The sequence below is a fragment of the Mojavia sp. genome (genome assembly GCF_059505145.1).
The window spans coordinates 414,239-440,366 of sequence record NZ_JCACKA010000063.1 but is presented as its reverse complement, the minus strand read 5'-3'; the positions used below and the strand labels follow the sequence as shown (position 1 = coordinate 440,366).

At 42.5% G+C, this 26,128-nt stretch carries 22 protein-coding genes and 1 tRNA gene; 9 read left to right on the top strand and 14 right to left on the bottom strand.

Going from position 1 to position 26,128, the window contains the following annotated elements; genetic code table 11:
* The first annotated feature begins 119 nt into the window (after window positions 1-119).
* Together AC5JL8_RS14210 and AC5JL8_RS14205 are read left to right on the top strand one after the other, a co-directional pair.
* Window positions 120-1,508: an S-layer homology domain-containing protein gene (locus AC5JL8_RS14210; protein WP_495880412.1), complete on the top strand. Its 1,389-nt coding sequence runs from the start codon at window positions 120-122 to the stop codon at window positions 1,506-1,508.
* A 456-nt stretch (window positions 1,509-1,964) separates the two neighbouring features.
* Entirely contained in the window at window positions 1,965-3,062 is a 1,098-nt protein-coding gene (locus AC5JL8_RS14205) for an SGNH/GDSL hydrolase family protein (protein ID WP_495880411.1), read from the top strand.
* Here AC5JL8_RS14205 and AC5JL8_RS14200 read toward each other — a convergent pair.
* Window positions 3,004-3,780: a class II aldolase/adducin family protein gene (locus tag AC5JL8_RS14200; RefSeq protein WP_495880410.1), complete on the bottom strand. Its 777-nt coding sequence runs from the start codon at window positions 3,778-3,780 to the stop codon at window positions 3,004-3,006. The genes AC5JL8_RS14205 and AC5JL8_RS14200 overlap by 59 nt on opposite strands.
* Before the next feature lie 70 nt (window positions 3,781-3,850).
* On the opposite strand from AC5JL8_RS14200, the gene AC5JL8_RS14195 reads away from it, so the two are divergent.
* Window positions 3,851-4,897 (top strand): M42 family metallopeptidase, encoded by a 1,047-nt coding sequence (locus AC5JL8_RS14195; protein ID WP_495880409.1) that lies wholly within the window; start codon window positions 3,851-3,853, stop codon window positions 4,895-4,897.
* Between the two features lie 916 nt (window positions 4,898-5,813).
* Here AC5JL8_RS14195 and AC5JL8_RS14190 read toward each other — a convergent pair.
* A tRNA-Thr gene (locus tag AC5JL8_RS14190) sits at window positions 5,814-5,885 on the bottom strand.
* 36 nt (window positions 5,886-5,921) lie between these two features.
* On the opposite strand from AC5JL8_RS14190, the gene AC5JL8_RS14185 reads away from it, so the two are divergent.
* Entirely contained in the window at window positions 5,922-6,191 is a 270-nt protein-coding gene (locus AC5JL8_RS14185; protein ID WP_495880408.1) for a DUF3493 domain-containing protein, read from the top strand.
* 370 nt (window positions 6,192-6,561) lie between these two features.
* On the opposite strand, the gene AC5JL8_RS14180 is transcribed toward AC5JL8_RS14185, so the two are convergent.
* Window positions 6,562-8,256: a DUF1565 domain-containing protein gene (locus AC5JL8_RS14180; protein WP_495880407.1), complete on the bottom strand. Its 1,695-nt coding sequence runs from the start codon at window positions 8,254-8,256 to the stop codon at window positions 6,562-6,564.
* A 439-nt stretch (window positions 8,257-8,695) separates the two neighbouring features.
* Here AC5JL8_RS14180 and AC5JL8_RS14175 point away from each other — a divergent pair, with 439 nt between their 5' ends.
* Entirely contained in the window at window positions 8,696-9,232 is a 537-nt protein-coding gene (locus AC5JL8_RS14175; protein WP_495880406.1) for an alpha/beta hydrolase, read from the top strand.
* On the opposite strand, the gene AC5JL8_RS14170 is transcribed toward AC5JL8_RS14175, so the two are convergent.
* The 7 genes from AC5JL8_RS14170 to AC5JL8_RS14140 all read right to left on the bottom strand — a co-directional run bounded on the left by AC5JL8_RS14170 (window position 9,229) and on the right by AC5JL8_RS14140 (window position 17,823).
* Window positions 9,229-9,426: a hypothetical protein gene (locus AC5JL8_RS14170; RefSeq protein ID WP_495880405.1), complete on the bottom strand. Its 198-nt coding sequence runs from the start codon at window positions 9,424-9,426 to the stop codon at window positions 9,229-9,231. The genes AC5JL8_RS14175 and AC5JL8_RS14170 overlap by 4 nt on opposite strands.
* A gap of 6 nt (window positions 9,427-9,432) precedes the next feature.
* Window positions 9,433-10,044 carry a low-complexity tail membrane protein gene (locus AC5JL8_RS14165; protein WP_495880404.1) on the bottom strand — a complete coding sequence of 204 codons (612 nt, stop codon included), beginning with the start codon at window positions 10,042-10,044 and terminating at the stop codon, window positions 9,433-9,435.
* Window positions 10,045-10,167: 123 nt separating this feature from the next.
* Window positions 10,168-13,308 carry a translation initiation factor IF-2 gene (gene infB / locus AC5JL8_RS14160; protein WP_495880403.1) on the bottom strand — a complete coding sequence of 1,047 codons (3,141 nt, stop codon included), beginning with the start codon at window positions 13,306-13,308 and terminating at the stop codon, window positions 10,168-10,170.
* Between the two features lie 477 nt (window positions 13,309-13,785).
* Complete coding sequence (locus AC5JL8_RS14155) at window positions 13,786-14,061, bottom strand: YlxR family protein (RefSeq protein WP_495880402.1); 276 nt, start codon at window positions 14,059-14,061, stop codon at window positions 13,786-13,788.
* Between the two features lie 148 nt (window positions 14,062-14,209).
* A complete protein-coding gene (gene nusA / locus AC5JL8_RS14150; RefSeq protein WP_495880401.1) occupies window positions 14,210-15,490 on the bottom strand; it encodes a transcription termination factor NusA in 1,281 nt (426 codons plus the stop codon).
* A gap of 150 nt (window positions 15,491-15,640) precedes the next feature.
* Window positions 15,641-16,102 (bottom strand): ribosome maturation factor RimP, encoded by a 462-nt coding sequence (rimP, locus tag AC5JL8_RS14145; protein WP_495880400.1) that lies wholly within the window; start codon window positions 16,100-16,102, stop codon window positions 15,641-15,643.
* Window positions 16,103-16,386: 284 nt separating this feature from the next.
* Complete coding sequence (locus AC5JL8_RS14140) at window positions 16,387-17,823, bottom strand: hypothetical protein (protein WP_495880399.1); 1,437 nt, start codon at window positions 17,821-17,823, stop codon at window positions 16,387-16,389.
* Window positions 17,824-18,085: 262 nt separating this feature from the next.
* Here AC5JL8_RS14140 and AC5JL8_RS14135 point away from each other — a divergent pair, with 262 nt between their 5' ends.
* The gene (locus tag AC5JL8_RS14135; RefSeq protein WP_495880398.1) at window positions 18,086-18,865 is read left to right on the top strand and encodes a peptidoglycan-binding domain-containing protein; all 780 of its coding nucleotides are present in this window, start codon (window positions 18,086-18,088) and stop codon (window positions 18,863-18,865) included.
* Between the two features lie 32 nt (window positions 18,866-18,897).
* Here the strand turns inward: AC5JL8_RS14135 and AC5JL8_RS14130 are convergent, their stop codons facing one another.
* The 4 genes from AC5JL8_RS14130 to radA all read right to left on the bottom strand — a co-directional run bounded on the left by AC5JL8_RS14130 (window position 18,898) and on the right by radA (window position 23,568).
* Window positions 18,898-19,791, bottom strand: coding sequence for an SDH family Clp fold serine proteinase (locus AC5JL8_RS14130; protein ID WP_495880501.1), 894 nt, complete (start codon window positions 19,789-19,791; stop codon window positions 18,898-18,900).
* Window positions 19,792-19,914: 123 nt separating this feature from the next.
* The gene (locus AC5JL8_RS14125; RefSeq protein WP_495880397.1) at window positions 19,915-20,736 is read right to left on the bottom strand and encodes a Uma2 family endonuclease; all 822 of its coding nucleotides are present in this window, start codon (window positions 20,734-20,736) and stop codon (window positions 19,915-19,917) included.
* A gap of 465 nt (window positions 20,737-21,201) precedes the next feature.
* The gene (locus AC5JL8_RS14120; RefSeq protein ID WP_495880396.1) at window positions 21,202-21,912 is read right to left on the bottom strand and encodes a Uma2 family endonuclease; all 711 of its coding nucleotides are present in this window, start codon (window positions 21,910-21,912) and stop codon (window positions 21,202-21,204) included.
* A 129-nt stretch (window positions 21,913-22,041) separates the two neighbouring features.
* Window positions 22,042-23,568, bottom strand: coding sequence for a DNA repair protein RadA (gene radA, locus AC5JL8_RS14115; RefSeq protein ID WP_495880395.1), 1,527 nt, complete (start codon window positions 23,566-23,568; stop codon window positions 22,042-22,044).
* Window positions 23,569-23,738: 170 nt separating this feature from the next.
* Here radA and rpaB point away from each other — a divergent pair, with 170 nt between their 5' ends.
* The 3 genes from rpaB (at window position 23,739) to AC5JL8_RS14100 (ending at window position 25,769) form a co-directional block, all read left to right on the top strand.
* Entirely contained in the window at window positions 23,739-24,467 is a 729-nt protein-coding gene (gene rpaB, locus AC5JL8_RS14110) for a response regulator transcription factor RpaB (RefSeq protein ID WP_017742704.1), read from the top strand.
* A 114-nt stretch (window positions 24,468-24,581) separates the two neighbouring features.
* Window positions 24,582-25,244 (top strand): cofactor assembly of complex C subunit B, encoded by a 663-nt coding sequence (locus tag AC5JL8_RS14105; RefSeq protein ID WP_495880394.1) that lies wholly within the window; start codon window positions 24,582-24,584, stop codon window positions 25,242-25,244.
* A gap of 6 nt (window positions 25,245-25,250) precedes the next feature.
* Window positions 25,251-25,769, top strand: a complete 519-nt coding sequence (locus AC5JL8_RS14100) for a DUF456 domain-containing protein (protein ID WP_495880393.1) — start codon at window positions 25,251-25,253, stop codon at window positions 25,767-25,769.
* Window positions 25,770-26,128 lie beyond the last annotated feature (359 nt).

Sequence of the window (26,128 nt, the reverse complement as noted above, 5' to 3'; positions counted from 1 at the left end):
CACCCAGTGCCAAACCACTATAAATAAACTAAGGCTTTAGACTAAAAAATTTTATTCTTCATAACTTCAGTTCAAAGTCTGCGCTAGGGTAGGAATTGACATTAGATTTGTGATTTACTGTGCTGCCCTTTAAACGTCCAGCTATCTTTCTGAGTTTGGCTGTTTTACTCTCTTCGTTAACAGCCTGTGCTAACAGTCCCAGCGCCAAAAACCTTGAAGAGTCGTTGGCGGCTGATCCTCAGTTGCAAAATAACCCAGTTGTGTTTGGCGAAGCTAAGGTTAACGAACTGCAAGCACAGCAAAACGAATCAACAGTTAGATTGCCAGATGATTTGCCCAAAGATATTCCTTTATATCCCAATGCCAAACTAGAAGAAGTTACACCTGCTAGTGGCTCAGAAAACAGAGTATCAACGCGCTGGCTGAGTTCTGACCCTAGTAATTTAATTGCCAGCTTTTACCGTAACCAGTTGCAGGCAAACAACTGGGAAATTTTGCAACAACCAACAGATGATACAGGAGGCGTCTTTGAGGCGCGGCGTAATGATTTGCTTGTCAAGGTTTCCATTCAAGCTCAATCAGTCACGAACCCTTCACCCAATCAACCACAAACAGCCACTCAATTACTGATTGAGTATGTACCGACAAGCATAGCCAGCGAAAATACTAACACCCAAAATCCTAACGGCGTTCCCCAGTCAGGTGATCCGCAGTTTATTGGCCCTGTACCACCAGAAAATTTGGCAACACAACCAGAAAGCAATTCTGATAGTCAAGTAACTGCTACAACAGCTACATCTGAATCTCAACAATTCAGCGATTTGAACAAAGCACCACAACAACTACGGCAATACATCCAAGATTTAGCAACATTAGGTGTTTTATCTTTAGAATCTCAAGTAAATAAGAGCAACTCAAATGTCACAACTAACCAATTTGCACCGAGTAAAATCATTACTCGTCGGGAATATGCCCGTTGGCTAGTGGCTGCTAACAATGCAATGTATGCTAATAATCCAGCAAAGCAGATTCGCTTGGCAGCGGAAAGCGCTCAATCTGCTTTTAGTGATGTGTCATCAAAAGACCCTGATTTTCCCATAATTCAGGGATTAACCGAAGCCGGATTAATTCCCAGTTCCTTATCTGGGGATTCTACAGCAGTTTTATTCCGTCCTGATGCACCTTTAACACGGGAGCAATTGCTGTTGTGGAAGTTACCTTTGGATACTCGCCAAGCTCTACCTGCGGCTAACTTAGATGCAGTCAAGCAAACTTGGGGTTTCCAAGATGCGGGTAAAATTGACCCCAAGGCTTTAAGAGCAGTGTTAGCCGATCACCAAAATGGCGAACAGTCAAATATTCGGCGAGTATTTGGCTACACAACATTATTTCAACCCAAAAAACCAGTTACTCGCGCTGAGGCGGCAGCGGCTTTGTGGTATTTCGGTACTCAGGGTGAGGGAATATCGGCTGTTGATGCTTTAAAGTTAAAGCGATCGCCAAACTAATTCTGTTATACCTAGTCTCTAGCTTGAAAGAGTGCTGAGTTCTAAGTGTTGAGCGCTGACTGCTAAGTGCTGAGTCAGAAACTCTCCCCTGCTCTCCTTGTCCCCAGTCGCTTTTTCATGCATAGTGATGAAATTTTTCATTAGGACTAGCTGGCAATTAGCTAGCAATAAATAGGCAATTAACCCAACTACCCAACTTTTGATTTTATGGGTTTACTATTGTTTGTAAAAAAACTGTAAATTAAATTTCAAAATAGGGTAAATTTAAGTATTGATTCAGAATTTTAGTTGATATTTGAATGAATAATATTCTAAACTTATTTAAGTATAAACTCTATAGTATTTCTGATAAATCGTACTTCTTTTTACAATAGTTAAGAAGACACCTAATAGATTTAGCTATCTGTTTTGAGTTTTTTTAAAGTCATAAGTAGCAAATAATAAAGACCAATAAAAATGAAAAAAGAATTTGTAGCGGCAGGATTTGTTATCTTTACTTTTATGTTGCCACTGAAGGCAACTGCTGCACAGTTTAGTGGGATTTATGTATTTGGCGACAGTCTCTCTGATACTGGCAATATCTACAATGCGTTGGGGGAAACATACCCTCCAAGCCCACCTTATTTTGAGGGACGTTTTTCTAATGGTCAAATATGGGTAGACTATCTTGCAGATCAGCTAAAGTTAAAGACCACTTTAGTAACCGATTTAGTACCAGATTTGGATTTCACTAAGCTTCCTAATACTACGTTACCTACCCAAGGTGTAAACTTTGCTTTTGGAGGTGCCTCTTCTGGTTTGGGTAATGCTGTATTTCCCAATTCAGGTTTACCAGGAGTGCAAGCACAAGTCCAGGGTTTTGCAGCAAATCTGCAAGCAAAAAATCAGATGGCTGACCCAGATGCACTTTATACTGTGTGGGGAGGTGCGAACGATTTCATCTTTACTAACCCACAAGACTCAACTACACCGCTCAATAACATATCGCAGGCGTTGAATACTCTTACAGGAGCCGGTGCGAAAAATATTCTAGTATTTAATTTGCCAGATTTGAGTAAGATACCCTTTGAGCAAAGCCAGCCACAAGAGGTGCGAGATACCCTGCAACAGTCGGTTAATACGTATAACTCTGCTTTAAAGCAAACCTTGGACGATTTGAGCAATAACCCGAATCTTAATATCATTTCTGTTGATGTTAATTCCTTATTTGAGGAAGCGACCACATCTCCTGATACATTCGGTTTTACAAATGTTACTGACCCTTGCCTAAAATTAACTAGTCCAACAACTTACATTACTTGTCCTAATCCAGACAAGTATTTGTTTTGGGATGATGTCCATCCAACCACCGCTACTCATAAGGTGATAGCAGACAGAGCATTGGCAGCGATTAATGCTAAGTCAGTTCCTGAACCTTCAACAGCCTTGGGGACGTTGGCAATTGGTGCTTGGGGTGCAGCATCTGTACTCAAGCGTAAACGAAAACAGCCATTAGTTACGACAGCAAGTCTGGTTCCTGATGCACAATCAACTCATATAAAGGTTGAAAGCTAAACCAACCTAAGTCATGTCCTCCTACCTGCTGATGTGCCAAACTTGCAGACTCTGGTTTGATGAGGTGAGGTTTGCCGGCCGCCTCAGCTAATAACTGAGCTTGGCAAGAACGCTCCATAGTAATAAACCACCAGGCAGCTTCATCAACTGAATGCCCCACTGTCAGCAAGCCATGATTCTTGAGAATTATGGCTTTATTGCGGCCTAATGTGTCAGCAATACGCTTGCCTTCTTCTAATTGCAGAACTACGCCTGTATAGTCATCAAAGAGGCTATGGTCTTGGTAGAAAGCACAGGCATCTTGGGTAAGGGGGTCAAGTAGGCGACCGAGGCTAGCCCAGCTTTTGCCATAGATAGAATGGGCATGGGCTGCTGCTACTACGTCGGGACGAGCTGCATGAATTTGGGAATGAATGGCAAAAGCTGCCGTATTAACTGGGCGATCGCCTTCAATTACCTCGCCCTTTTGGTTTACTAAAATTAGGTCGCTCACTCGAATTAAACCGAAGTGTTTTCCTAAGGGGTTAACCCAGAAATGCTCAGGGTGTTCCGGATCACGTACAGTGATATGGCCTGCAATACCTTCATCAAATCCAAACCGTGAGAATAGGCGGAATGCTGCTGCTAGGCGTTGCTTGCGATGCAAACGTTCATCTTTCAATGAAGCAAAGGTTGGTTGCTGAAAAAAGTTTGGCTTTGCTCTGGATATAGCTTGCATTTTGACCTTTGATGATGTGATTTTCACTAAAAATATTTATACTTAATTGTTAACTTAAAACAATACATTTATGTGGGATTACGAGCAGTTATTTAAAATAATTGAAGAATTAGTCATGCACCATTCTCCTAGTGGTGTCGAAACTGAGATTAACCGATTTTTAATGCAGCGATTTGCAACTCTGGGTGTGGAAGTTTGGAGCGATCGCGCTGATAATATAATTGCAAAAATTCCTGGTAAAAATCCTAACAAAGCAGTTGCAATAACAGCCCACAAAGACGAGATTGGTGCAATTGTCAAAACTGTTGGTGATGCAGGGCGCGTTGAAGTCCGCAAGCTGGGCGGCTCTTACCCGTGGATTTATGGTGAAGGTGTTGTAGATTTATTGGGAGATCATGAAACCATCAGTGGTGTTCTCAGCTTTGGTTCTCGACACGTTTCCCATGAATCGCCCCAAAAAGTCCAACAGGAAGATACTGCTGTCAAGTGGGAAAATGCCTGGATTGAAACGAAACTTAGCGCTGTCGAATTAGAAGCAGCTGGCATTCGACCCGGAACTAGAATGGTAATTGGTAAGCATCGCAAACACCCAGTCAGGTTGAAGGATCATATCGCCAGTTACACCCTAGATAACAAAGCTTCTTTGGCTATTCTCCTGGCCCTTGCTCAACAAGTGAAACAGCCAGCAGTCAATGTTTATTTAGTCGCATCAGCAAAAGAAGAAGTAGGGGCAATTGGGGCATTATTTTTCACTCAAAATCAGGTGCTGGATGCTTTAATTGCTTTGGAAATTTGTCCTTTGTCTAACGAATATCCAATTGAGGATGGGAAAAGTCCCGTTATCCTTTCTCAGGATGCCTATGGTATCTATGATGAGACTCTAAACGGGCAACTACGCCATTGTGCCAAGCAGATTGATATGCCAGTCCAGCTAGCAACATTGAGCCAATTCGGTAGCGATGCCTCAATTGCAATGAAATTTGGCCATGTGGGTCGTGCAGCTTGTTTAGCATTTCCCACCCAAAATACCCACGGCTATGAGATTGCTCATTTAGGGGCGATCGCTAATTGTATAAATTTATTAAAAGCTTTTTGTGAAACTGAGTTCGATTCATAGTTAAAGCTTGATATAACACAATTTATATATTTTAGAAATTGATGATGCTATTAAAAGTTATAGCAGTTTGAACCTAAGAGTAATAGAAATTTTGGAGTTGGAGAAGATAGATAGATCCTTGATTCTCCTAGCAATATTTTCATGGCTTATTTCTAATGAAAATTGTTGTCAGATTAGCTTTGCCTAAGTTCTTAATTTATTCTTCAAATTGTATTAAGTTTATTTAATAAAATAATTTTTTCTTTTTAAGGCAAATACCTGATTTTTTATGATTTTTGCCCATAGTAAATAAGGGTATAGAAAAGGCATAAATTAATCAAGAGTACGTCAGTTAATAGTAGGGCTAACGCATCGTTATGATGAAACATGTTTAAAGCAAAGATTCCTGGCTTGAAGTATTTATGCTTTGTTCAGCTAGAAACTTTATTGCACATAACCTCTAGAGTTGAGAAACGTTAGTCCTACTGTTTTTTCCTCAGTGTATAAAATTATTAGGAATATTTAAAATGTTTCAAAAAATAAAACTTAAAACTATTGTGTTTGCTTTATTTTTCATTAGTTATTAGTCTTAATGACTCGAAATACATGGATTTTATGAAAACGAGCATAGCAATGTTTTCGTAGCTGTGGGATGAGTTAAATAGCCAAGCCATCTTGATGGATAAAGTTAGGTTATTGAGCAGATTTTTTCTTATTGCGTGAGATACTTTTACAATCTAGTACCGTATATATAGCTAAGTGGTTTATCCTAGCTATGTTCAGACTCTTTGATAGAAACCCAAACATTGAAGTTTGCCAGAGCCACTTCTTTCCCTCGGTGTGTTTAAGTGATGAGTGTCTTACCCGACTGTGGCGAACATTTGGCGACAAGCTTGATTTATGGGAGACTGTATTCTTAAGCAAGACTTTCAAAAAGAGCCGATGACGGGATTTGAACCCGTGGCCTGCTGATTACGAATCAGCTGCTCTACCACTGAGCCACATCGGCATACACAATCTAAAAGTATAGCATCAATATTTACCCATGGTAGAACAAAATCAAAAAAATCGCCTCAACCCAGAACAATATGCCCGCCTCAAAGCAGAAATGGCAGCCCCGTATCGCGGCTTGCGACAATTTATTTATATTGGTTGCGGTGCATCCGGTTTAATTGGTGCATTCGTCTTTTTTTTTAAACTACTTGCAGGGCGGGATATTGATAGCACTTTGCCAAGCTTATTCCTTCAAGTAGGAATCGTTGCCTTGATGGTATTTCTGTGGCGCTGGGAGCAACAACGACAACGGCGTTCATAAGCAGGGCAAAGTAACTCTAAAAGTAACATAGCTACTGTATGGAGGAGTTTAGCAACTAATCGTCTACTATTTTCCTTTATTTATCTTCATCTTCTTTAAGTTATTTAATTTCTATTTAGATAGAGAAAATATAAGGTAAGAAAAAATAAAAAAAATATTAGAAAATCAGAAAAAGCAAAAATTTTTGAGAAACTGATAATTGTTCAAACGGGGTCAGCCAATATAAAGACCCTGAATATAAACTCATAATATTCAAATGGGGGTCAGCTAAATTTTTAGACCCCAACCAAGGTTAATAAAACTTGCAATTTTAAAAGCGCCAAGCTAACAATTTGTCAAGCTTGGCGCTTTTAATTTTCAAACTAGCGGTTTAGGGAACTTTTACTAAATAGGGTGATGGAATTGCTGGGGCACGTCCGGCATTAGCAAGTGCTTGGTAAACAAAGGCAGCAATTTCTGCCCTAGTTGCCTCACGATTAGGATTAAGTTGCTTAACTGTGGGATAGTTAATGACTATCTGTCGTGCAGTAGCAGCTGCAACTGGAGCGATCGCATACTTGGGAATTTGGGCAGCATCCGTGTAAAAGCTAAGAATGTTTTGATTATCTGCGGTTAAGCCTAGACCATTAGCTAAAGAAACTAGAGCCTGCACTCTTGGAATTTGTTGCTGCGGTTTAAATGTACCATCAGGATAGCCAGAGACAAATTGACCCTGATAAGCAGATCTAATTGCAGCGTAAGCCCAAAAATCACTTTTGACATCCTTAAAGTTGATAGCCGCACGTTTGGCTTGCGGTGTCAAGGCTTTGGTGACAATGGTAGCGAATTGGGCGCGTGTTACAGGTTCATTGGGTTTAAAAGTGCCGTCAGGAAAGCCAGCAATAATATTTTGGGAAGCTAAAGCTTCGATATAAGCTTTTGCCCAGTAACCTGTTGGCACATCTTTAAACGTAACTGCTTGCCCTGGGGGCGTTTCAACCGTAGCGGCAACAAAATCTACAGAACCAAGAATTCGCTTTTGATCAATATCGTTGCCAATAGCGACAATTGTATTAGTTTTAGTAGCATTGTTCAGGTCATAACGACCATTGCCGCGGATGAGATTACCACCAGGATTTTCAGTAGTACCCAAGTCTGGTAAAGCATTGACAGTCGCTACAACGCCATCCCGCTTATTGTTCTGAATTACATTCTTACGCAGTATAGGTTTAGCTGACTCAGAGATAAAAAGCCCGTCTTGGTTCTGGAGGATTTGGTTTTCCGCAATTAAGGGTGTAGAAGTCCCACCAATAGCCAAACCAAAGCCAGTGTCCTGAAACAAATTATTCCGTATTTGTCCTTGGGCAGCTCTAGCAACTGAAACTCCGTTGCCCTGGTTTTGCACAAAGATATTGTTTTCTATTGTAGGATTTCCTGTACCTGTGACAAAAATTCCTTCTCTGACACTATTAGTAAAAGTACTGTTTGTAATAGTTGGATTAGAAGATTCTACCCATATACCTGTACCTCTTTGATTCGGGTTGGTGACGCTAACACCTGTAATAGTCGTCCCATTCTCAGCAAGAATTGTAATGTCCTGTCTGGCAAAGGTACGACTAGTATAGAAACCTCCACCTGTAATCAATATCGTCTGGCCTTTGGTAGATTCATCACCCCGCAGCGTCACTCCTGGTTTAAGCAATAGTGGGAAGGTTTCGCCACTTTCTTTGTTATATGTACCAGCAGCCAGTTGAATAATTGTACCTGGTTGGGCTTGAGCCAGAGCAAAGGTAATAGTTTTATAAGGCGCAGCTGCTGTTGCACCAGCACCAGCAGTATCTGAACCAGTTGCTGGGTTAACGTAAATTACGCTTGCAGTTGCCGGAACTTGCGCTATGAAAATTGGAGTGTTACTTTCCGGGCGAGTAGCATCAGCATTTACTGCGTTAGTGAATACTACCAAACCACTTGAAACCAATAACACGGTAGTGAGTCCGGCTCGCAAGGGTAGATTAGAGCCGAGATGATTGCCAAAAATAAGGCGAAAATATTTCCCTAAAGAAATGTCAAAACCCCGATATTTCATTTTTGATGTCTGTGAACTACTGAATGTTGGTAATTTAAAGAACAAGGTTGTAAGTAACAGCTATGTAGCTGTCAAACCCATGCAAAACTATACCGGATCATTAGCAAATGATCAGCTAAATTCCTCAGATAAATCACAGAACTTATATTGTTAATCTATGAAAATTTTACCTAGATCGCTTTCGAGGCAGGGGGATTACTCACTCAGTCCAGTAAAAAAATAGCTAAATCCGCATTACATCAGGGTTTGCTGCCATCTTCTTACCAATTTGGCTAAGTGAAAAAATAATCCCATACCTTCAAGATATGGGAGCGTAAACAACTGTATTAACTATGAAGTCATTTCTTTTAAGTAAGATAAATGCCTACGGCCGGATGCCACAGCTAATAATGCTGCAATATCATCACAGGCAAAGCAAACCTTTTGGTAATTAGGAGAAATGCAGTATCAAGTTTTGGCGCTACGTCGTGCGTTAGTTTTAGTAATTAGTACCTCTTTTCTATGCTTTAGCAATCCTGCCTTTGCTGCTGAAAGAGTAGTGCTAAAGTATAGCGTCTTCCGTGAATCATTTTCAGTTGAGGAACTATCGACATTTGCCCAAACAGGCAAACTTTCCCCTTCTTTAGGAGTTAGTTTGGCTTTGGCGCGGCAAAATCCCAAAGCAATTCGTCAGTATTTAACGGAACCAGTAAAGGTAAATCCTGTGTTTTTAGATAGAGTGCTAAATACTCAAATTGGTAACGTTATTTTGGATCAAATGAGTCAAGTCATTCACACGCCATCCCGCAGAGCAGATAGACAGGCTTTGCGTGCCGCTTTAGTACTTTCTGCTAGCCAAGATGGGCAGGTGTCGCTGATTGAAATTATTGAAAATTATCCCACTACTGAAGTGGAAGTTGACGGCGATCGCTTGGAGAGTGCTTATCGTCAACTCCGCCGTTTGCAGACAAACCTAGAAAATTTAATCGGTATTTAGTAAGCTAATGTTTCTAAAGTTTCGCGTAAATACCGTTGTACCTGCTGTTCCAAGCGTAGCCCGTGTAATTGTGCATCACGTTCTAGCTGCCAGCGTTGGAAACCGGAACTAGCGGCAATCGCATATTTGAGGCTATTCCAAATTTCACTATCATGAGCAAATTGGCGATCGCTAGAAGCTGGAATTTGAGCCATAGTTCCTTATTCCTCAGTTTTAACTTTAACAGTCAACTGGGGCAAGATTTGATTAACCCGCACCCCTAAAATTGTGAAATTCTGCTGAATCTTCTCTAAAGGTAATGGTTCTATGGCAGCAAATTCTGTGTCATTAGTCACTAAAACTTGTGCAACGCTCACGGGAATTTGCAAAAATAAATTGCTTGCTAAAAACGCTAAAGCAGCAAGTAGCAATCCCATACCGCGCCATTGGGGTAGAAAACTAGCTAAGTTCGCTACCAGTGGCGCAACTTGGTATATCTGCCACAGCACCCCTAATAATAATACTGCTGCCAAAACAGCCGGCACACGACTTAAATTTTTATAAATTAAACAAAGAATTTTTCGTTGCTGCTCAGTAAGATTTTCTGGCTTGAGTGCAACTCCTAAAATCGCAAATATATAAAAAGGACGGTGAAGTTGCATCCACAGTAGTGGAACAACACCAATAGTAGCGACTAAAAGTAGCTCCATCCATACAGGTAAGAGCGGCTTACCCACAGACAGAAACAATAGGCACAAAAACAAAAAAACTGGCAACGTCGCTAACCCAGCGACGTGAATCCACAAGATAGGTTCAGAGCGAAATGAGGACATAAATACAGTTATGAGTAATAAGTGCTGAGTTGTCAGTTTCAAGTTGCGAGTTTTGAAGTTTGAAATAAAAATTATCTTCAACTCAACACTGATAACTTTGACTCAGCACTGGTAGACTCAGCACTACTTCGTCATTGTCAGAGTACGGCGCTTGGTTACCATTTGGTAGGCTTCGATGATATCACCTTCAACCCAGTCATTAAATTTATTAACGCCAATGCCGCATTCATAACCTGCGTTGACTTCTCGCACATCCTCTTTCATCCGTTTGAGGGAGTCAAGGACGCCTTCATATACTACCTTACCGGAGCGACGCACCCGCACTTTACAGTTACGAATCAGCTTGCCAGATTGAACATAGCAACCAGCAACAGCACCCCGACCAACTGGGAAGACAGCACGGACTTCGGTTTGTCCCAAAGGTTCTTCCACCAACTCTGGTTCCAATAGACCTTCCAAGGCTCCTTGGATGTCTTCTAGGAGTTTGTAGATGATGTTATATTCACGTACATCTACACCTGCTTCGTCTGCGGCTTGTCTAGCGCCACTGGCGTAGGTGGTGTTGAAACCAATGATCACAGCACCACTGGCTGCGGCCAAGTCGATATCTGTCTCGGTTATTTCCCCAGCCGTAGCTAACAGCATACGGATCTGGACTTCGTTTTGCGGGATTTGCTTGAGCGCTCCCACAATCGCTTCCACTGATCCTTGTACGTCTGCCTTCAAGATTAAGTTGAGTTCTTTCAACTCGCCTTCTTGTGCTTGAGCAGAGAGGGTTGTGAGCGTGACACGTCCTTGCAGGAGGCGGGATAAGCGTTGTTTGTCGGCGCGATCGCTTGCGAGTGCGCGTGCTTCTTTTTCGTTTTCGAAGGCCTCGAAATCATCGCCTGCGGCTGGCACATCACTTAAGCCTAGTACTTCGACAGCGAAGGAGGGACCAGCAACTTCTACTCTTCTGCCTCTGTCATCGACCATTGCTCGCACTTTACCAAATGCTGAACCGGCGACTAACATATCTCCCACCCGCAGCGTACCATTCTGAATTAGCAAGGTCGCAACTGCTCCCTTGGCTTTATCCAGATGTGCTTCAATCACAGTTCCTTTAGCAGAACGATCCGGGTTGGCAGATAGTTCACCTACCTCTGCTACCAGCAGAATCATTTCTAGGAGCGTATCTAGGTTTTCGCCTCTGATAGCACTCACTGGAACCATGATCGTCTCACCACCCCATTCTTCTGGAGTGAGACCATACTGGGTGAGTTCTTGTTTAACGCGGTCAGGCTGTGCCCCTTCTTTATCTATTTTGTTGATTGCTACGACAATTGGCACTTCTGCGGCCTGAGCATGGCTAATGGCTTCAACGGTTTGGGGACGAACTCCATCATCAGCAGCCACTACCAAAACCGCAATATCTGTTACCCTAGCTCCTCTTGCCCGCATCGCTGTGAAGGCTTCGTGACCAGGAGTATCTAGGAAGACTATCTGCTGCATATTACCATCATGTTCTATATCCACATGATATGCGCCGATGTGCTGGGTAATACCACCGGCTTCGCCAGCAGCCACTTTGGTTTTGCGAATCGAGTCGAGTAGAGTTGTTTTGCCGTGGTCTACGTGACCCATAATTGTTACGACTGGTGGACGACGATGGAGATTTTCCATGTCTGCCACATCCAGCATTTCTGTGATTTTGCGGGCTTCTGCTTCTGGTTCGGCGGTTTCTACTTCTACTTCTAGTTCCTTTGCCACCAGAGTAATTGTTGGAATATCCAGATTGTGGGTAATACTCACTGCCATGCCTTTCATGAACAGGATTTTCACAATCTCTGTATCGGCAACTGCTAATGCATCAGCTAGTTCTTGCACTGTCATTGGCCCTGTGACCACCACTTTTTCTGGACGCTCACGCTTGGTCTCCACTTCTTGGCGACGGTTTTGATCGCGATCGCGGCTGGAAGATTTTTTACTTCCTCTAGCAGTTGGGGCAGCAATAGCTATTGCTGGTTGCTGTGTAGGTCGGGCAGCTTTAGGTTTGGGCGGACGGGCAATCGAAAGACTAACTTGCACGGTAGCTGGTATTTCCAGACCTTCTTCATCGAGTAAATCGTCTTCCTCAAAATCATCATCAAGAATTGGCTTGACCCGCTTGCCTTTGACGCCAGCTTTGCCAGCCTTTTCTTTAATTTCATCAATGATTTCTTCTTCTTGCCACTTTTTACCACCTTTGGCTAAACGAGGTGGTGTGGGACGTTTCAAATCGATAATTTCGCTGGGAACCGCATCATCGACTGTCGCTGCTTTACCTGGTCCGCCTTGCATCGGTCTTGGTGGTGTAGCAATCGGCATTGCTGCTACGGCTTCACTCGGACGCACTGGTCTGCTAGGTCGTTGCGTATCCCCAAATGGTGCTGGTGCAGAAGGTCGGCTAACCCGTTGCTCCCTTTGCTCAGGTTTTACTGGTGAAGGAGTAGGACGAGCCTGTTTTTGAGGTGCAGGCTGTGGGGTTTGGTCAGCTGTCGGCTTGCCAACTTTTGGTTTGATTTGTTCGCGTTCGTCTTCGACGCGCCGTTGGCGTTTGAGGATGGGTTTATCTGCCTGACTTACTTGTTCTAAAGCTGGCAGTTCTTCTGCCACAGGTCTTGCAGGTGGGGCAACTAATTGCGGTTTTTGGGGTTTTTCTGGTTTTGGTCTGGATGGAACTGTTTTTTCCGGTTTTTCCGCAGCGATTTTTTCTGGTGCCTCTGGATTAGGCGTTAGTGTTGTATTCGCGTCTGTTACAGCTGGTTGCTGTGGGGTCTCAGACAGATTCCGGGGTACAGGTCGAGTAGGTGGTGCCGTCGGCTGCATGGGTGAGACAGGTGTAGCGAAAGGCCGTGGAGGTGAAGCAGGATTAACTTCAGACGAAGCAGCTTGGATATTGGTAGCAACTGACGCCTCTGAGGCGTTGGAGGTAGTGTTTCTCAATATTTTGGGTTTACGGATTTCCAAAATTTGTTGTTTGTGAGGTAGGGCAGGTCGGTTCCGAGAGCCAGCTTGTGGCGAGTTTGGTTGATGACTAGTTATACTTAATTCCTTTTTGGGTGTCCCATTCGTAACTGCGAGTTTTTCCGCAGCCAAGCGGATACGTTCTGCATCAGGATCTGAAATCGTGCTGCTATGGCTTTTGACCGCAATGTCGAGCTGGTCGCATATTGCTAATAGCTCTTTGTTATCCAAATTCAATTCCTTTGATAATTCATAGATTCTAACTTTGCCGTTGTTCATCCACTCTTCCCCTTTAATTTACAGTTTTAGCGGATGGCTGCCTGGTTTGCGACATCTCCATCCTTTGATTACTGTTTTTTGGTTGCCGTTCAGATTTTGTCGGTGCCTCCAATCAGGAAAGAGAGATGTTTCGTGTTAATACTGGCATCCCCACCAGCAAGGATGATGGACGGGCATCCATAAAAATTCTTTAAATAAAAAATTTTTATGAGAACCCTGGACGCCGAACTGCGCCTGAGCGCTACCAGGTTGCCATTTTGTAGTTTTCTGTTTTGCTGATTCTGAGTCTTCCACAACACAATCGAGTAAAACTTACCGGGAGTTATTGCTTTGCCTCTTTTATTGTAAAAGAGCCGTTTGTCAACTACACCCATTTACTATTTTGACACTAACCCCAGCAATCAAGGAGGATGTGTTGCTAGCGCGACTGGTTCGGCTTCTCGCACAATTCCTCTAGGGATTACCGCCACAAATTTTTCAAATTAAAATTTGATTTTGGGGATTGCTTTGGGCTAGACGCTGCCACAATGTTTGATACAGTGTTTCTGGCACTGTTGCATGTAGCGATCGCCCTAGTCGATTTTTTTTCTGAGCCGCTTGCAGGCAGCTCGTTTGCGGACAAATATAGGCAGAACGCCCCATGCCCTGATCTAATTGTACCTTTCCCGACGGAAAGACGCGGACAATCCGCCAAAACTCTTCTTTTAGTCCTACTTGGCGGCAACTAATACATCGCCGATAATTCGGTTTCATCACTATCTCTGCTACCTCAAGTCAGCAGTATGGTTATGAACAAGAGTTGTGATTCTCCTATATATATCTATTTGCTAGCTAAATATAAGGCATTGATTAAAGAAATTTCCTGTAGAGTATAGTACTTAAATTTCATGACGCTAATCAACTACTCGTCATCGCTCGTGTCAAAAGATTCATCCTCTAATTCTAATTCTTCCAGATTTTCATCGTCCTCTAGCTCCGATAGATCAGCATCATCCTCCTCTGCTTGATATTTTGCTCGTGAAGCAACAAATTTAGCATCTTCTCCGGCATGATCGTATTTAGCTTTATCTTTGATGTCAATTTTCCAGCCAGTTAGACGGGCTGCCAAGCGAACGTTTTGTCCTTCTTTGCCAATAGCTAAACTCAACTGATCTTCTGCGACTAGTACATGAGTTTGCCGAGTTTCCGGGTCCATCAGTCGTACTTCATCAACTCGTGCTGGACTTAGAGCATTGGCAATGTATGTTGCTGGGTCAGGAGACCAGCGAATCACATCTATTTTTTCACCGCGCAATTCGTTGACTACTACTTGAATCCGCGATCCCCGCGCTCCAATACAAGCACCAACTGGGTCTACATCACGATCAAGAGTATCAACGGCAATTTTTGTCCGGGGGCCTACATAACGGGAAGGAGGATTGGCTTCTCGCGCTACAGCTACAATCCGTACAACTTCATCTTCTATTTCTGGAACTTCGTTGGCGAATAAATAAACTACTAAGCCAGCATCAGCTCGAGACACTAACAATTGTGGCCCCCTTTGCTGACCTTGGGAAACTTTCTTGAGATACACCTTAAAAGTGGCATTGGCTCGATAATTATCGTTAGGCAACTGTTCGCGTTTTGGTAATTCGGCTTCTACCTCTGGTTGACCGAATCCGCTGCTAACTGCCAGAATTACTGATTGCCTCTCAAACCGCAGAACTCTTGCCTGTAAGACAGTGCTTTCCAAGTCTTGGAATTCTTCTTGCACCATCTGGCGTTGTTGATCCCGCAGTTTCTGTGCCAGTACTTGCTTTGTTTGCATCGCTGCCATGCGACCAAACTCTCCTTGATCTGGAGTTACATCTAGCACCACAGAGTCCCCTAATTGCGCTTCTGGTGCGACTAGTTGTACTTCTTCTAGAGAAATTTGATGATCGGAGTTACTGACTTCTTCCACAATAGTTTTGGTGGAAAGAACGCGAAAACCTTCTCCTTCAATATCGAGTTCTACTTCAAAATTATCAAAATAATCTTCATCGAATTGTTTGCGCTCTAGGTTTTGGGCGCGTCGATAACGTTCGTAACCTTTGAGCAATGCTTCTCTTATAGCTGATTGAACTGCCAAACGCGGTAAATTACGCTCACGACTTATACTTTCGATTAATTCTTTTAATCCAGGTAAACTAACCATTGACATAAGCAATCTCCTTCAAAAATTAGAGCTAGGGAATAAGGGCTAGGAATTAGGAACTAGACAGCAGAGATTAGGGACTAGAGAAAATCTTTCAAGCCCCTAACCTCTAGCTAAGTTGCTCTAGTCTTTTGCTCCTAAGCCCTAGCCCCTGATTTATCGGCGCTCATCCAGCTGCACCCTTGTAATTAGGGCGCGGGGAATTTCGACTACACGACCTTTTTGGTTTAAGTAAACTGTATTCTCGTCCCGGCGAATTAACTGACCTGTCCACTCTTGCTGTCCGTCGTAGGGTGGGGCAGTGGAGATAATTACAGGAAAGCCTTTGAAGGAAATAAACTCCCTGTCGGTTACTAATTGCCGCGAAATACCAGGACTGGACACTTCCAAAACATAGGCATCTGGAATAATTTCCACCGCATCTAAGGAGGCTTCTAAAGCACGGCTCATTCGCTCACAATCATTTAACCCAGTGTCTTGCTGCGGATTACGAATATCTACCCGCAAAATTGGCGGACGTTGGTTAGTGTGAAAAACCACCCCAACGACTTCCAATCCCAGTTCTTCTGCTACTGGTGTTGCTAAATCAATAATTTGTGGGACTAGAGGATGAGTCATGCGAGAATTCAATAAAAAAAGTGGGCATTGACCCACTTCCTGCGATAGGGATATCTTCCAAGAAGTCTTGTGACGAACCAATGATGGTTCGACCTAATCTGAGTTTAGCGCATTTCTTTTGGTGGGAGTAGGAAGAAATTATTTCATTTCCTTACCTAATTTTCAATCTTTAATCAAGATGAATGCAATACTACCTCTAATCCTTAATGTAAGGACTAAATAGCCTTATAAAACTTGGATTTTGAGCGAACTACTGCTGTTATAAGATTTAACAATTACTTTTTTTATTTAGTTGTGAGCGCACCACTATCCACAACTGGCTGAACCGCTGCTTGTGTTCGTAGTTGCTTAGTTTGCTCCAAAATTTGGTTTATATCTTCTTGAGATAAACGCTGGACGTAGTTGAGCTTGACTTCCTCCAAAAAGTCAAAAAGTAAACTCTGAATTTCTGCAAGTACTTGTTTTTTCTGCACTTCCGCACTCAAGGCGGCGCTGAAGCGTTGCACTAGTTGGCTCGTGAGTTTTGCGGAAACAGGATCTTGCACAGCGTTTACTAAGGCATTGTATAGGTTAGTTGTGATTTGGGTTGCCATTTGTTCACTTAGCTGGGTTTGTGCCTGCCCCACGCCTGGTAGCATTTGGAGGTTGCGGTACATGGGTATTTGTTGGAAAGCAGTTTCAATGCTGTGGCGCAAAATGGCTGTGATTTCTGGTTGAATTTGGGGCAGTACTTGGTAGACGACTGTTTGCACTAAAAGCCCAGCGATCGCCTCTACTTCGTTTACATTATTAATATCTATGTATGGGCGCAAGTTTTCTTGTTGCAGTAGCCAGCGCGTTAACTCACCTCGTTTAATTGAGCCTTGAATCTGGTTAATTACTCTCACCACTACAATTTCTGTGATGTCTTCGGCAAAATTAGCTACGATGCCGTGATGAATTTGCCGCCATACTGGATGTAAATTTAATAACTGCGCTTGATCAAGACGAACTAAAACAGGGACGATTCGCAACCACCGCCAAAATGGTAGCAACAATAACAAATCGTACCAACGCCACAAGACAGCATCAAGCCAGCTAAAACCTGGATGGCGGCGTCTGATATAGAAAGTACGTACTAGCAACTCTAGAGCAAATAAACCTATAAATGGTAAGTCAAGCAGCCAAAAATTATCTATCGGTTCACCATCTTCTCCGATTCCGCGGTAGTAGTTAGTAGAAATTAGAGGACGGATTTGTTGATTGAAAAAATTAATTTCTTGGTTCCAGCCTTGTTGAGATAAGTATGCCGGACTCCAAAACACTCTAAAAGCTTGCTTTGCAGATTCTTGACGTGCGCGATCGCGCATCCGGTTTTTGATTTTTTCTAAAGTCCCGCTTTTACCCGCTGCTGCAAAGGGATTGCTGTCAATCATCTCGCTACTAAGACGGCTGATTTCCTCCAGCTTTTTTTGTGTCTGAGGCGACTGTAAACCTGTCTGGCTTACCTGTTCTGCTAAAGCGTCTACTTGGTTGAGATAGTTTTTGGTTTCTCTATGCGCTTCAATGCCCTTAATTGGGTCATAAATTTGAGTAATTTGTGGCAGTCTCCGCCAGTAAAAATCCCGCCAAGGCAGGTAACTTAAATTAAACAAAACTAAACATAAGTTCACCGTGGCAGTAATTGCCATTAACCTTTCAAAGTAAAGTTGTGAACGCTTTAGGGACTTTAAATTAGGCATTTTCAGTAATGAATTATACAAGCATCTAATATAAGCCTCTTAAATTATACAGTTTCAGTTTTTGCCAGCCGATTGCCACTGATTATTAAAAATAAGTCTCTAGAAAGATGCAAAAATTTTAATAATCTATTAACTAACTTAACCAATGACACATTAATTAATCAAAATTCGTTAATTATTGATAAAAAAGATATACAAGAAACTTAAAATGCTTCTGTTAGCTTTTATATCCTGCTGATTTAAGCCAAAGGAGTTTTCATTTATGTGGTGTGGGTTTGGAAAATCAAGCGTTGCCATTACTGCTGCTTGCCTAATAACTGCGGGTGTAGTAACTTCAAATACAACTTTTGCCGCTCGCCAGCGTAACTATACGCCACAGCAATTCCGCTCTGTGTTGCGTGGTTTGGGCTATAAAGTCGAGGTAGGTAATACACCTTTAACCGATCAGGCAACTAAAAACGCAATCCGTGAATTTCAAAAAGGCTACAAGTTGTCACCCGTAGATGGGATAGCAGGGCCAAAAACTCAAGATTTTGCCGCCCAAATAGTTCGGATTTTACAAGCTAATTTGAATGCGGTGCTTAAGCCAAATCCTCCCCTACCCCGCGATCAATTTTACGGTGACCGAACGGAGGCGGTGGTCAGAGAATATCAGAAAAAATACCAGCTACAAGAAACTGGTATTGCTGATTTAGCCTTGCGCCAGAAGTTGAATGAAGAGGCAAAGATAGCTATTCAACAGCCAACGGCTACGCCGACGGCGACACCAACGGCTACACCGACAGCTACGCCAAGGGCTACACCGACAGCTACCCCGACAGCTACACCAACGGCGACACCAAGGGCTACACCGACAGCTACCCCGACAGCTACACCAACGGCGACACCAAGGGCTACCCCGACAGCTACCCCAACTGCAACACCGACGGCGACACCAACAGCTAGGCCAACTGTTACACCGACAGCGACACCAACGGCGACACCAACGGCGACGCCAACAGCGACACCGACAGCTACGCCAACACCAACAACTACACCTTAAGAGCCGCTACTAAAAATAATGGTCTTAAGGTCTCAATTCATCTGAGTTGGTTCTTCTAAGGGTCTGCCTTTAGGCATAGGAAGAATTGGACGGCGGTCATCGTAGGGCATAGGGATATACTGAACGCTAGGCCTTCCGCCTTGTGGTTGTGGATATAAATCCATCAGTCCGTAAATAGAACGGGGCAGCCCGACTGTAACGGGCAGCCCCATTTCTGTTGCTTCCTCGACAGTGATGGGATAGTCGTGGGTGACGCGTCCAGTTGTCAAAGCTTCGATAATTGGTTCAATATTTTCTGGCTGAACTTTTTGTTTTGGCATACTATCTTTCAGCAGAGTCCGCACAAAGCGCTGTACTTGTTGAATGGCTTTGCCTGCAAGGTCTGCCATAATTAAGGTTTGGTCATCAATTTCGCCGATGGGCTTATCTTTAACCACTTTAAGAATACTCGCCGCCGGGAAGTTACCCAATTGAGGATCAACTGGCCCTAAGACAGCATTAGCATCCATGACAATTTCATCAGAAGCGAGGGCAAGCATTGTTCCGCCACTCATAGCGTAGTGAGGTACAAAAACGGTGACTTTTGAGGGATGACGAATTAATGCCCTAGCGATTTGTTCGGTAGCTAATACCAAACCGCCAGGAGTATGCAAAATTAAGTCAATCGGAACCTCTGGCGGGGTGAGGCGAATTGCCCGCAGTATTTGTTCTGAATCTTCAATAGTAATGTAGCGTGATAAAGGAATTCCTAGTAAGCTGATGGATTCTTGACGGTGTATCAGCAAAATCACCCGACTCTTGCGTTCTTGCTGAAATTCCTGTAGGGCGCGGAGACGGCGATATTCAATTTGGCGCTTTTGCCAAATGGGTTGCAGGGAAGAAAGAAGAAGAAAAATCCAGAATATATCACCAATACCAAAGCCCATAAAATTTATTTTCCAAAAATAACGGTTGTCGTCATTATTGTGACAATTTGTGGGCGATCGCATTTCTATCTAGAGGTGAATCTAGTTTTTAAACATTAAAAAATATCCCTGAAGTTGTAGTAATTACTCCAGTTCATCAGGATTCACGCCTAACTGACGCAGACGTTCTGCTAACTGTGCTGCTTTTCTTTTTGCTTGTTCAGCTTCTTGTTTAGCATCTCTAGCTTCTTGTTCAGCAATAATAGCTCGTTCAGTAGCAGCAGTAGCTTCTTCGGCGGGTGCAAGAATCAATTCTCCTTCTAAAGTGAACCACCTTAACCACAACCTTTCAATATCTCGAAATGACCCCTGCCATAAGCCTAAACTTAAACTCAATTCTGGCATCAGTAAGCGTCCCTCAGTTAAAGTCATCGGTTCATAGTGACCGCCTACTAAGTGAAATGCTCTGAGTTCATTAGTGTAACGACTAAAAACAATATAGTAGGGAATCCGCAAGATTCTTTCATAAACTTCCCATTTGCTAAGAGGTTTATCCGTTGTATTTTGTTTGTTGCCTAAATCTTCGTCTTCTGTACCAGGGGATAATAACTCAACAACTACAAAAGGGTTTGCTGGTTCTTGCCAAGTGACATAACTTAAACGTAAATCTTGGCCTTTGTATAGTTTTTGCACACCTACAACACCAAACCAATCTGGGCGTTTGTACCACAAAGGATGCTGAAGGTCGTAGTAAAGATTGAGGTCAGCAGCACTATAAACTAGTTCAGGATTCCAGTTAATTGGCTGAAAAGTTAAATATAAAAGTAAGGGTTGTAAAAAGTGAAAATCGTCTGGCAAACCTGGCTCCTCTGGGTTATTGCTGGGTAAATCATACATTGTTGGTAGTGTTTCCCAAGGAGGAAGTGGCGGGTCAGATTGGGGGATGTATTTAGGGAAAGTAGTCATAGTAAAGTTTAAGAATTTTTTTCAAGATTGTTCGTAAGAGGAAACTTGTCCAAGGCTGGTAATTAGTGAGATATCACTTTTTTAATGGTAGAAAAAAATTCTATTAATAATTGGCTATAAATAACTATGATTGTCTAACTAACTTGGGGAATGCTGAAATTAAGTACCATTAAAAATGTATGAAAAATGGCAGAGCATAAAGTCAGCGCAAGACGTTCCCCAGTAGATCGAGAAACAGTTCAAGTTCAGACAATTTGCCATCGCCTACCTAATTATTTTGTTTATCTTATGCAACCTAATCACCGAAGGACGCATTAGACCTGCTTGCACCATTTCTAAGTTTAAAACTGTTGCTGAATAGTAGTTTATTACTAGTAATACTGAATTAAAGTCAAATTTTGTTCGCATAGAAAATTGCTAGATTTGTTTAGCTAATCTAGCAAACCTAAATTATTTGCAAAAAGTCTAATCTTGCGGTTCAATTCCCGCCGCGCGCAATTGTGCTGCTAGCCTTTCAGCGCGTTGTCTTTGTTGTTCAGCTAATTCTGTACCCCAAAGCAGTAGATTTCCTTGTTCATCCCACCACCGTAACCAATTTCCTGCACGATTTTCATGAGTACCTGTCCATACAGCAAGGTAAAGATTCATTTCTGCTATCCAGTAACGCTGGTTGTCCTTGGGAGTTTGGACAACGTATCTGCCTGTATTATTATCTAAACGATAAACTTCTAGGTCTCCGCTATTAGGTTCAAAGATCGCATAATTTGGTGCTTTTAAAACGCATTCGTAAAAAAACCATTTACCTGGGGGATAAGTGGGTTTGATCGAGTATTCCCCACCTTCTGTATCAGAAAGAAATTCTATGACTATTACGGGTATGTCTCCCTGTAGCTGCGGTGTGTAGCTACGTATTACATCTTCTCTCCCGACGCTAATTTTGGGAATATATGCCCAGTCTGGCGCTTTAACGACAATTTTGCCATTTAATGTAGCGCAGATACCGTAATTTGTTGGTGTGAGGGCGTTGGGTGGAAGTTTACCAGCAAGCTCTAAACTTTGTGTGAGTGCAGCAGCTAAGGCTGGTTGGTTGATGTTGTCCACTGGATCGTCTGGTAGTCTGTAATCGTCGGGTAGTTTTTCCCAAGTGATTTTATAATCTTGGGTAAAGGCTGTCATGGGAGTTTTTCCTTTGTTTGTGAGGGGAGATGTTATACCAATTCAAAATTCAAAGTTAAAAATTAAGAAAGCCAGACATAACAAGGATTAGGGAGTGTGTATCTGTCGTATTCTTTTTTCAAATTGGTATTACTCATCTTCATCGGGTGCTAAATCCTCTTCTGTTAGCTCTTGATGGGGGATGGCGGCAATAATCGCATCTATTACTTTGGAAACTGGTAAAATCTCGATATCAAGATCGGGGAATTTTTGCCCTTTAGGGACGATCGCTCTTTTAAATCCCAGTTTTGCAGCTTCTTTCAACCGTAGTTCCATCTGAGAAACTGATCGCACCTGTCCGCCTAACCCGACTTCGCCAATCAAAACTGTACCTGGATCGACTATGCGATCGCGGAAACTGGCAACGATGGCGATCGCTATTCCTAAATCTACTGCCGGTTCTTCGACATTTAAACCGCCCGCAGAAGCGACGTAAGAATCCAATTTCGACATGGGAATCCCCACTCGTTTTTCTAACACTGCCAGAATTTGCACTAGGCGGTTATAGTCTATACCAGTAGCAGCACGACGAGGGGACGGGTAGCTGGTAGGACTAACAAGGGCTTGCAACTCCACAACAATAGGACGAGTACCTTCACAAGCAACTACAATTGCTGTACCTGGGGCTGGATCGTCACGGTTGCCTAAAAATAATTCTGAAGGGTTGGCAACTTCCCGCAGTCCTTGGGATACCATTTCAAAGATACCGATTTCGTGAGTTGCACCGAAGCGGTTTTTGACTGTCCGTAATAACCGATGGGAGGCAAAGCGATCGCCTTCAAAATACAATACTGTATCAACTAAGTGTTCTAAGACTTTCGGCCCGGCGATCGCACCTTCTTTGGTGACGTGTCCCACAATTAACATTGTGATATCTTCGTGCTTTGCCACTTTCATCAGTGCAGCTGTACATTCCCGTACCTGAGCTACAGAACCTGGTGCAGAAGTTAGTGCTGGAAAGAACACTGTTTGGATACTATCAATTACTGCCAGATTCGGTTTTAAGGAGTCGATTTCTCGCAGAATTTCTTCTAAATCTGTTTCCGGTAATACATATAAATCTGCATTTATACTATCAGGGTTGATAGTAGTAGTAGTTGGTTCTGGTACACTCGTATTTTCATCGCCAACTACACTTACACTTTTTGATACTCCCAGCCGTGAAGCTCGTAATTTTACCTGTTGTCCTGATTCTTCCCCAGTTACATAGAGAATGCGGTATCTCTGCGCTAATTGATTCGATACTTGAAGAAGTAAAGTTGATTTTCCAATTCCTGGATCGCCTCCAATCAGTACCATTGAACCAGGGACAACCCCACCACCCAAGACTCGATCTAATTCTCCATAACCGGATTCCCAACGAGCAATTTGGCGATCGCTAATTTGATCAAATGTTAAAGAAGCTCGCGCTTTAGCTGGTTTAGCATGAGATTTGCCATTGGTTTGAACTGATTGCCAACCACTCACTCCCCCGCGACTGGGTATATCCACTGAGGACTGGATACTTATTTGCTCTTCTAGAGAATTATAAGTGCCGCAAGCTGGACACCTACCGAACCATTGGGAAGATTCTGCTCCACAATCGTTACAAACGTAAAAGGTTTTAGGCTTCGCCATTCTTAATATTATTAAATAATCTTAATTTTTGCTTAATTCTTCGAGCAAACAAAAAATCCAATAATGATAGTAGTTACAGCTTTTTCTCTATCGATTCATGGGATGATATCTTAATATTATGGTATTAAAAATTAATCATGAAAAATTTTAGTTAAGGAGCGTTGAGAAACTTGGAAAGTCATAAAGAAAAAATCCTAGTGGTAGATGACGAAGCCAGCATTCGTCGTATTTTGGAAACGCGCCTTTCTATGATTGGCTACGATGTGGTGACAGCGGGTGACGGAGAAGAAGCTTTGGAAACTTTTCGCAAAGCTGATCCTGACTTGGTAGTTTTGGATGTAATGATGCCAAAACTAGATGGCTATGGTGTATGCCAAGAATTACGCAAAGAATCAGATGTCCCCATTATTATGCTAACAGCCTTGGGGGACGTAGCGGATCGCATCACTGGTTTGGAATTGGGTGCTGATGATTATGTAGTTAAGCCTTTTTCCCCTAAAGAGCTAGAAGCTCGTATTCGCTCAGTGCTGCGGCGGGTAGACAAAACCGGGGCTTCTGGAATTCCCAGTTCTGGGGTAATCCACGTTGGAAATATCAAAATTGATACGAATAAGCGTCAAGTCTATAAAGGCGATGAGCGCATTCGCTTAACGGGTATGGAGTTTAGCCTACTAGAGTTACTAGTTAGCCGCTCTGGAGAAGCTTTTTCTCGTTCCGAAATTTTGCAAGAGGTGTGGGGTTATACACCAGAACGTCATGTAGATACCCGCGTGGTAGATGTGCATATATCACGTTTACGCGCAAAGTTGGAAGATGATCCTAGCAACCCAGAATTGATTCTCACAGCCAGAGGTACTGGTTATCTGTTTCAAAGGATAATTGAACCTGGAGAAGAGTAAACAACACAGTAGCAAGGAAGCAGAGGAGCAGAGGAGCAGGGGAGACAAGGAAGGGGACTGGGGACTAGTATCTTTACTCAGCACTCAGCACTCAGCACTCAGCACTAAAGAGGCATGACTAAATCTGATCCCAATCGATTTTTACGGCGTCTACCCTTTGTTGTTGGTGGGTTAGGCGCTGTACTTTTGCTCATTAACCGATTGTTAACACCGGAAATCACAGAATCTCAAGCGCGGGGAGATGTGGTGGGTGTGATTTTGAGTGCAGTGTTAATTTTGACTGGTTTAATTTGGCAGCAAGTACAGCCGCGATCGCCTGATGTTGTACAACTAATTGGGGAAGAAGGTTTTGTATTGGCAGCAGATTTACCAGAAGCTGTCAAAACAGAATTAGCCTGGGCATCGCATTTATTGTTAACTAATACAGTCACGCGATCGCTTGTGGTTGTTTATCAAGGTAAAGTTTTGTTGCGTCGCGGTATTTTGGGTACTAAATCTGAGGTTGTACCAGGGCCAATTTTAAAACGGGTATTGGAGACAAAAAAGGCAATTTATTTAGTTGCTTTAAAAATATATCCAGGCAGAATTGAATTTGATTATTTACCAGAAAATACTCAAGGTGTAATTTGTCAACCTATTGGTAACGAAGGTGTACTAATTTTAGGAGCAAACGCACCGCGCAGTTACACCAAACAAGATGAAAACTGGATTGCTGGAATTGCTGATAAATTAGCGGTTACTCTTAATTCTTACTTGCAAGTTGAATCAGAAAATTAAAATTTTATGCAAATTATCTATTGGCTACTTGTTGCCGTAATGGTTGTGGGTATTATTGGTGCTGTAGTTCCTGCCATTCCTGGAACCAGTTTAATTTTAATTGCAATTATTATCTGGGGAGTTGTTAGCAGTTCTTTTGCTGCAATTAAGATACCGCTAATTGTGACAGTTATTGTTTTGTTGCTCAGTATTGGAGTTGATTTCTTAGCAGGCTACATAGGAGCAAAACAAGCAGGTGCTAGTAAATGGGGACAAATTGGCGCGTTTGTCGGTTTGCTACTGGGATTTTTTGGATTATTACCTGCTTTGCCTTTTGGCGGCCCCTTGTTAGGTATTTTAATCGGCCCACTGCTGGGAGCGATTATCGGTGAGTATCTTTACCAACGTCAACTGGGATTGGCAATTAAAGCTGGTATTGGAATTGTAGTAGGAACCTTGGTTGGGAATTTAATTCAGGGTATATTAGCGATCGCCGCAGTTGCAGTTTTCTTATACACAACTTGGCCACAGGTATTTAGTAGTTAGAATTTAACCTAAAATTTTGTTATCAAAGCTTATACCAATTTGAAAAAAGAATGCGACAGATGGGTAGGGGCACAACATTGTTGTGCCCTTAAGAATAATTTATGTATCGCAAACATTATTTGAATTGGTATTAGATGAGCTAACACGAAATATTGTAAATAAAAATCTTTATACAGGTTGAGTTATGTACTACTGCCTAAATTTTTATTACAAAAGAATAATGTGATATTTTAATTCAAACTTTTCAAGTGTAACTAGAGTATCGATTCAGTAATTAAAAACCTAACCTCCAGTCGCGTTTTCAACCTACTAAATCATCTTTTTATAATCAAACTATAAAAACTTCATTATTAGTTTAT

Bases quoted from the DNA above. Each gene is read 5' to 3' on its own strand.
- AC5JL8_RS14195 (WP_495880409.1), top strand. From the start codon at position 3,851: ATGTGGGATTACGAGCAGTTATTTAAAATAATTGAAGAATTAGTCATG.
- AC5JL8_RS14155 (WP_495880402.1), bottom strand. From the start codon at position 14,061: ATGAAACCGAATTATCGGCGATGTATTAGTTGCCGCCAAGTAGGACTA.
- nusA (WP_495880401.1), bottom strand. From the start codon at position 15,490: ATGTCAATGGTTAGTTTACCTGGATTAAAAGAATTAATCGAAAGTATA.
- AC5JL8_RS14180 (WP_495880407.1), bottom strand. From the start codon at position 8,256: ATGAAATATCGGGGTTTTGACATTTCTTTAGGGAAATATTTTCGCCTT.
- infB (WP_495880403.1), bottom strand. From the start codon at position 13,308: ATGAACAACGGCAAAGTTAGAATCTATGAATTATCAAAGGAATTGAAT.
- AC5JL8_RS14100 (WP_495880393.1), top strand. From the start codon at position 25,251: ATGCAAATTATCTATTGGCTACTTGTTGCCGTAATGGTTGTGGGTATT.
- rimP (WP_495880400.1), bottom strand. From the start codon at position 16,102: ATGACTCATCCTCTAGTCCCACAAATTATTGATTTAGCAACACCAGTA.
- AC5JL8_RS14170 (WP_495880405.1), bottom strand. From the start codon at position 9,426: ATGGCTCAAATTCCAGCTTCTAGCGATCGCCAATTTGCTCATGATAGT.
- AC5JL8_RS14135 (WP_495880398.1), top strand. From the start codon at position 18,086: ATGTGGTGTGGGTTTGGAAAATCAAGCGTTGCCATTACTGCTGCTTGC.
- AC5JL8_RS14125 (WP_495880397.1), bottom strand. From the start codon at position 20,736: ATGACTACTTTCCCTAAATACATCCCCCAATCTGACCCGCCACTTCCT.
- AC5JL8_RS14205 (WP_495880411.1), top strand. From the start codon at position 1,965: ATGAAAAAAGAATTTGTAGCGGCAGGATTTGTTATCTTTACTTTTATG.
- AC5JL8_RS14120 (WP_495880396.1), bottom strand. From the start codon at position 21,912: ATGACAGCCTTTACCCAAGATTATAAAATCACTTGGGAAAAACTACCC.
- AC5JL8_RS14165 (WP_495880404.1), bottom strand. From the start codon at position 10,044: ATGTCCTCATTTCGCTCTGAACCTATCTTGTGGATTCACGTCGCTGGG.
- radA (WP_495880395.1), bottom strand. From the start codon at position 23,568: ATGGCGAAGCCTAAAACCTTTTACGTTTGTAACGATTGTGGAGCAGAA.
- AC5JL8_RS14175 (WP_495880406.1), top strand. From the start codon at position 8,696: ATGCAGTATCAAGTTTTGGCGCTACGTCGTGCGTTAGTTTTAGTAATT.
- AC5JL8_RS14140 (WP_495880399.1), bottom strand. From the start codon at position 17,823: ATGCCTAATTTAAAGTCCCTAAAGCGTTCACAACTTTACTTTGAAAGG.
- AC5JL8_RS14200 (WP_495880410.1), bottom strand. From the start codon at position 3,780: ATGCAAGCTATATCCAGAGCAAAGCCAAACTTTTTTCAGCAACCAACC.
- AC5JL8_RS14185 (WP_495880408.1), top strand. From the start codon at position 5,922: ATGGTAGAACAAAATCAAAAAAATCGCCTCAACCCAGAACAATATGCC.
- AC5JL8_RS14130 (WP_495880501.1), bottom strand. From the start codon at position 19,791: ATGGGCTTTGGTATTGGTGATATATTCTGGATTTTTCTTCTTCTTTCT.
- AC5JL8_RS14105 (WP_495880394.1), top strand. From the start codon at position 24,582: ATGACTAAATCTGATCCCAATCGATTTTTACGGCGTCTACCCTTTGTT.